We start from the raw sequence: 7,095 nt of genomic DNA on the forward strand, positions 1-7,095 counted from the left end.
CAAACGGAAATACTGTCAACGTCATCTGGAATATCGTAGATTCGAACGGATCTAACTTCGACACAACCTCTTATGTTCTGAATAATGGAAACGGTGTTTATTGGTTGCAATTGAGCGTATTCTGCCCGAATAAATCCGTAGGAGAATACTTTGCAGTAACGGAAGCCATTTACTTCAACAACGGTTCGATTTCTACGGCGGGATTGGCAGATTACAAGCAAAACTTGTTTGAAGTTTACCCGAATCCAACCAGCAACCAGGTTCACATCCATTTCTCCGGATCAGATGCGGAACTAACGGTTTACGATCTGCAGGGGAAAGTGGTTTTGAAAGACCGGATTCAGAACCAGGAAACGGTTTCTTTAGAGCATTTTGATCGCGGAGTTTATTTGTTTGATTTCAAAAACTCACAGGGACAAAGTGTGCAACGTGTTGTGAAGCAATAAGATTATAGTTAAAAAACACATTTTTAAAAATCCGCACATCAGTCGACGTGCGGATTTTTGTATTTTTGCCTACTCTATTGTAACCTCCAGCAATGAAAATCTTGATTATAGACGACGAAAAAATGGCCCGGGAAAATTGCCGAATGGTATTGTCACGGATTGATATCAGAGACCTTGATGTACGCGAAGCGGACAGCGTTCCGGGTGCTCTGAAAGAAATAGAAGCCTTTAATCCGGATTTACTGTTATTGGATATCCAACTGCATGATAAAAGCGGGTTTGATATTCTTCAAAGCATTGCTCCGCGCTACATACCAACGATTTTTATTACGGCTTATAACAATTTTGCTTTAAAGGCATTCGAGGTATCGGCCCTGGATTATTTGCTGAAACCTTTTGATCCGTTGGAATTAACCAATGCGATATTGAAAGCACATAAGCGGATTCAGAACGAGAGAATTATGGATCAGCTGGAAGTGTTTCGTTTGCAATTCAAGAACGCCGAATCGAAGCGAATTGTGCTGAACACTGCCGATACGCTACACATTGTGGATGTAGATGATATTACTTATTGTCTTGCAGACGGAGCCTACACACATTTCTTTTTTGTTGACCGGAAAGAAATCATGGTTTCCAAAACACTGGCTCATTTTGAAAGCATCATCAACAGTAACCGATTCATACGAACACACCAAAGTTATTTGGTAAACATGCGTCATGTCACTCAATTTGACAAAAGAAACGGTGGTTTTCTGATCTTGCCGCATGGAATCGAAATTCCTGTTTCGACCAGAAAGAAGGAAGAGGTTTTAGCTCATTTTAAAACAAGCTACCAGTAATACAAAAATCTAAATCGATGAATTTCTTTGAAAAATCAGGTTGCTTGCAAAAAGTGTGTCGTTCTGTTGTCGTTGCCTTGTTCTGCATTTTTGCAGGCTCGTCTTATGCCCAACCACCACTGGATAGTTTGTTGCGAAAGGTTCGGTATCAAAATGACGATACCCTTAAAGCCAATCTTTACTATGATATTGGAATAAGATATGCACTCAAAGACAGGGATTTATTTAAAACTTACTCAGACAGCCTTCAGCGATTATCGCGAAAACTAAACTACAGTAAGGGAACAGGGTTAGCCTATTCCGCTTATGGGTATTACTACTGTTTGGAAAAAGATTGGCCTAAGATGAAGGTGAATTTGCAAAAGTCTGACAGCATCTTTGAAAAATTAAATGAGACATCCAAACTCATGACGAACAAAGGGGTTTATACCCTTTACTATAAATACAATAAAGAATTCGACAAAGAACTTCAATTATGTCTCGAAATATTGCATTATAACGAACAAAAAGGACTCAAATCTGAAGAAGGAAAAATATTAGGAAGAATTGCGATTGTCTTGCAGCAGCTAAAACGTTACAACGAGGCTAAGGGGTATTATTTACGGTCGATACGTGTTCGGGAAGAAATCAAAGATTTTAACGGAAAATCAATTACATTATTGAACCTGGGGGGAATGTTGGCTGAACAAAAACGATTCACCGAAGCTGAGCCTTATTTGGATGAGACGCTGCGCTTGCAGGAAACCCTGAAACAACAAAATGTCATCATTTTTTGTAAAGCGAATCTGGCTCATGTATATATTGAAACGGGAAGACCGCGTAAGGCTTTAGAACTGGCAACCGAATGCGGTACTTACTATGAAGCCCAAAAGGACACTTTTAATTTGGTAAAGCTTGGACTTTATCAAGCCCTTGCTTATACTAAGCTAAAGAAATTTGACCAGGCGCTTTCGGTATTAAAGGAAAAACACCGATTGGTTAAAAACAATCCGATTTATGCTACTCAAGAGGCTAACCTTCTGTGGGAATACTACAAAGTATACAAAGCCATGGGAAAAACAGATGTGGCATTGGAATACTTTGAGGAAGCAAATGAACTTCGGGAGCAGAATCAAAACATGGATGTGCAACTTGGGGTATCCCGTATGAAAGAAGAGTACGAAACCGAAAAAAAACAGCGGGAAAACGAACAGCTGAAAAAAGATAACGAATTAAAGGATTTGCAGATCAGTCAGCGCAATTACTTGATTTTTGGTTCGATTTTATTGCTTTTGTTGATTAGCATCATTGCTTTCATTATGATCCGAAACAACAAATTGAAATCGAAAAATATAGCGATAGAAATGGAACAGCGTTTGCTGCAAAGCCAAATGAATCCGCATTTTATTTTCAACGTCCTTCATGCCATTCATACCTATATGTTGAAAAAGGACACGGAAGAATCCGGAAAACTCCTGACCTCATTTGCACGTTTGGTTCGATCTATTCTGCAGCATTCCTCGAAAGATAGTATTCCTTTGTCAGAGGAACTAAATTGGTTAAGAGACTATATCCGTTTGCAGCAATTGCGTTTTACCGATACATTTAATTACACCATTGAGATTGACGAGGAGTTATCATCCGATAATGTATTGCTGCCTCCGATGCTGATTCAACCGTTTATTGAAAATGCAATCGAACATGGGTTTCAGGAATCGAATAAATCCGGAGAATTGCATATTTCGTACAAAAAGATCGGAGAAGAGGTGGAGATCAGAATTGCAGATAACGGAAAGGGATTTTCCGGAGAGGATCTTGCCCGCGGAGAAAAAGAACACGAATCTCTTGCTGTTCAAATCACGGAAAAACGAATTAATCTCTTAAATAAAAAGAGAAACGGAGCCTTCAAGTTTAACATCAGTTCAAAACCGAAAGAAGGAACGTTAGTGCTTTTTTCGATACCGTATCAGACACTTTTTGATTAATACCTGACGGCATTTTCCGAAAATCCGGGAACGCTTATTAGGAAAATCCTTACGCTTGTCAATTCATATTGATCGGACATCAATATGGCGAATTTACTGCTGGATGTTCTCTTATTTTTGTGCTCAAAACACAAAGTATTATGAGATTAATTATTCTATCAATTGCAGTTGGATTGTTTCTTGGATCTTGTTCATCTACACCACCTGTGAAGATCAAAAAAGGAGAAGAATTTACTTTTGATGATCAAAAAATGACTGTTGATTTTAAAGCAAGTACTGTTCTTGTAAATGAAGAAGATCAACAAGTGCTTGTTGCACCAGAAGGAAAAATTTACCTGATAGTAGACGTAAAAGGTCAAAACAGCATGTACTTTGCTTCTTTGAAAGAAGGAGATAAAGAAATCGAAAAAGTAGATTTCCTGGTGGCAGGTCCTTTCATTAGAGCTTTAGGAGTTGAAAGCCCGGATAAAAGCGATTTGTACCTGGTTGACGCAAAAGGAAAGTATACGATTGAAATCAAATCTTTTGGTGATGCTACTGCTTCAGCAGAAGTTTCGTCGTTGAAAGATGAAGCAACTGTTAAAATAAGCGATCGCATGAAAGCATTTTTGAAAGAGTTTGAAAATGGAAGCGGTATTATTGCGGCGACTAAGAAATATCTGAAAACTGGTGTTAATCCGTATGACATTGTTACTGAAAACGGAGAAATGATAGTAGGAGATCCTGCAACACACGGACTTGTTATTACAAACATCAAAGCAGACGGAACATATGTTTGTTCTGCTGAATCCTGGTATGAAACGATTGAAGTAACGTGGGACGGTGATACAATTTCCAAAATTGCCACTACGTCAAAATTTTAAATAACCAACTCTACTAGGGCGCTGTAACTCAAAGAATGCCCGGATCCGTCTTCCTTTAATCCTGGTAAAATCCGGATTAGGGAGACGGATTTTTTTGTTGAATAGATTCGTACCAGCAATGGGAACTTAAACACATCAGAAAGATGATAAAGAATTAAAAATCAAAAGCCTGTACCAAAAGCTCTTTTTTAATATCTTTGAATCCGGGTAATTTGAATCACTACCCAATTTTAAACCACCTGAATATGAATTTAAACAAAACCAAATCATCGCTTTTCTTCATTCTGTTGATGAGCTTCATTCAATCTGTTTCATACGGACAGGTTTCACTCGTTAAAGACATCAATCAAACGGCTGCTAATCTTACAAACTCGGATCCGAGTGATTTTACGGTGTCAAACAACAAATTATTTTTTATTGCAGAAACCGAATGGATCAGTAACCGGATGGTATGGGTATCCGACGGGACAGTTGCAGGAACGAAACCCTTGCTCAATACGCTTTTGCCATCCAGTTTGAAGGATGTAAACAACACACTTTATTTTATCGGATACGATGCTGCTCACGGTTATGAACTTTGGAAATCGGATGGAACCGAAGCAGGTACCATGATGGTTAAAGACATCAAGCCGGGGAATGATAACAGCAATATTTCGTTTGTTGGAGAACTGAATGGTGAGCTTTATTTCAGAGCATCTGCGAACTCCTCAAATTTGCATTATTTGTGGAAAACGGATGGAACCGAAGCGGGAACCGTAGTGGCGGAGCAAGCACTGTGCAGTGGCGGAGAAGGCGCAGTATTGAACGGAAAATTGTATTATTCTGCAATTGGCTGGCCTTTTTTACTCTATGCAACGGACGGAACTCCGGGCGGGGCAACACAAATCTCTTCTGCGGTGGAGTCTCCGCTTGAAATTACGAAGTATGGAAACAAACTGGTGTTTTTCGGAGAGAACTATGCAACAGGTAAAGAAATATGGTGTAGTGACGGAACCAGCGCAGGAACCATTTTATTGAAAGATATTTATGCGGGAAGTACCGGATCGAGTCCAACCGGCCTCACACTTTTCAATAATGAGTTGTACTTTCCTGCAACAGGTAATATCAACGGATTTGAAATCTGGAAAACAAATGGAACCAGTGCAGGGACAACTTTAGCGATCGAGCTGATTCCGGGTGCTACAGGCTCCAATTTTATCAGTAAGATCATGGAAAATAACGGTGAACTGATCTTTCTTGCCAGGGATGCAGGCAATCTGATGAATCTTTACAAATCAGATGGAACCACCGCAGGAACACAATCCATCATGACCTTTCCGGGTGTGACAGTGCCAACACTTCTAACGAAAAATAACGGCGAGATCTATTTTGTATTCAATAACGGATCAAGTACTTCAGCACAACTTTGGAAAACCAACGGAACAGCTGCCGGCACGGTTTTACTTAAAACACTGAATTTTCCCCAAATCTACCAGGGAGTTGCGAGTATGGGAACCTTTAATAATACCATTTATTTCGGAGGAAGTGACGCGACTTACGGCCGCGAATTGTGGCATTGTGACGGAACCACCACAGGAACCACTTTGTTTAAGGACTTGAACAGCCCCACGCACAGCAGACCGAGATTATTAACCGCAGTTGGCAATGAATTATTCTTTGTTGCTGATTCCGGAAATGTAGAAAACTACTTGTTTAAATCAGATGGAACAGCTGCCGGAACTACCATGATTAAAAATATCAATACGATCGGACAGGAACCTCAGTACGAAATGGTTGCATATAACGGTAAAGCGTTATTTGGTAAACAGGGAATTCCAGGAGATGATGATTTGTTTGTATCTGACGGAACAGCCGCGGGAACACATTCGGTAAAAGATCTTCAATCCGGGTACACCTATCCGTATGCGTATACGGAAATGAACGGAATCATGTATTTCGTTACAAAATATTCGAATGCAGACTGGCTTTACAGAACCGATGGAACAACAGCGGGAACAACGCAGGTTTATACCGGGAGTTTAGGTTCCGCAAGCACGGGCAGTTATGTGCTGGATGACAGGTTAAAACGACTGGATAATAATCTTTACTTCAGGGGAGCAGACGGGGAGCTTTGGAAATCGGACGGAACAAATGCCGGAACTCAGCTACTCAAGAATATTAACACGAATCCGTCACAAGGTAGTGATCCGCGACAGTTTAAGGTATGTAACAATCAACTTTTCTTCATTGCAAATGACGCTACCGGTTCTAACCGGTTGTGGAAAACAGACGGAACCGCCGCAGGAACAGTAGCGGTGGGAACGGGAGAAGCAAGTCCGGCTCTTGCTTTGAATAACAATCTGCTGATTTTAGCCAGCCCGACTGTCAGCCAGCAAACGCTGTCGCTCTATAATACTTCAACCGGTATAAGAACAACGCTTCAAACCTGGTCAGGTTACAGCAACAATATCGGTAAGTTCACCAGCCTCGATTCAATCGTTCTTTTTACAGTTAAAGGAGTGATCTGGAAAACGAATGGTGTAACAGCTTCCATTGTGAAAGATACAAGATCGACTCCTACTTCTGATGGCCCTGAAAGCTTTACAAGAGTGGGTGATTTCCTTTATTTCATACAATATGATTTGGCAGGTCATAAGCAATTGTGGAGAACCAACGGAACAACATGCGGAACCAACAGAATTACACAATTTGGCGGAGCTTACAACACCATTATTACCGATTTGGAAGTGATGGGCGGAGATGTTTATTTTTCAGCTTATACCCATGAGTATTCTCATGAACTTTGGAAGTTTAATGTGGTTCCTCCGATCGATACATTCATCAATGATACCATTTGTCCAAATACAACCCTGACCTGGAATAATATAACTCTTCAATCAACAGGATCATACTGTCAGTCGTTTACAACTTCTATTGGACTTGATTCGATTGTTCATTTGAACCTGGTTGTAGATGCAACTCCAACGAATACGATTGACAATTT

5 protein-coding genes are annotated in these 7,095 nt (G+C 40.3%); all 5 read left to right on the forward strand.

What is annotated here, in order from left to right; translation table 11 throughout:
• Positions 1-446: T9SS type A sorting domain-containing protein (locus tag Q1V93_RS15740; protein WP_300665965.1), on the forward strand; the 446-nt coding region annotated here is incomplete at its 5' end.
• A gap of 92 nt (positions 447-538) precedes the next feature.
• Positions 539-1,285 (forward strand): LytTR family DNA-binding domain-containing protein, encoded by a 747-nt coding sequence (locus Q1V93_RS15745; protein ID WP_300665967.1) that lies wholly within the window; start codon positions 539-541, stop codon positions 1,283-1,285.
• Positions 1,286-1,302: 17 nt separating this feature from the next.
• Positions 1,303-3,249, forward strand: a complete 1,947-nt coding sequence (locus Q1V93_RS15750; RefSeq protein WP_300665968.1) for a histidine kinase — start codon at positions 1,303-1,305, stop codon at positions 3,247-3,249.
• A gap of 140 nt (positions 3,250-3,389) precedes the next feature.
• Positions 3,390-4,112, forward strand: a complete 723-nt coding sequence (locus tag Q1V93_RS15755) for a hypothetical protein (RefSeq protein WP_300665969.1) — start codon at positions 3,390-3,392, stop codon at positions 4,110-4,112.
• A gap of 245 nt (positions 4,113-4,357) precedes the next feature.
• Positions 4,358-7,095: ELWxxDGT repeat protein (locus Q1V93_RS15760; protein WP_300665970.1), on the forward strand; the 2,738-nt coding region annotated here is incomplete at its 3' end.

This window comes from Fluviicola sp. (genome assembly GCF_030151805.1).
GTDB lineage: Bacteria > Bacteroidota > Bacteroidia > Flavobacteriales_D > Crocinitomicaceae > Fluviicola.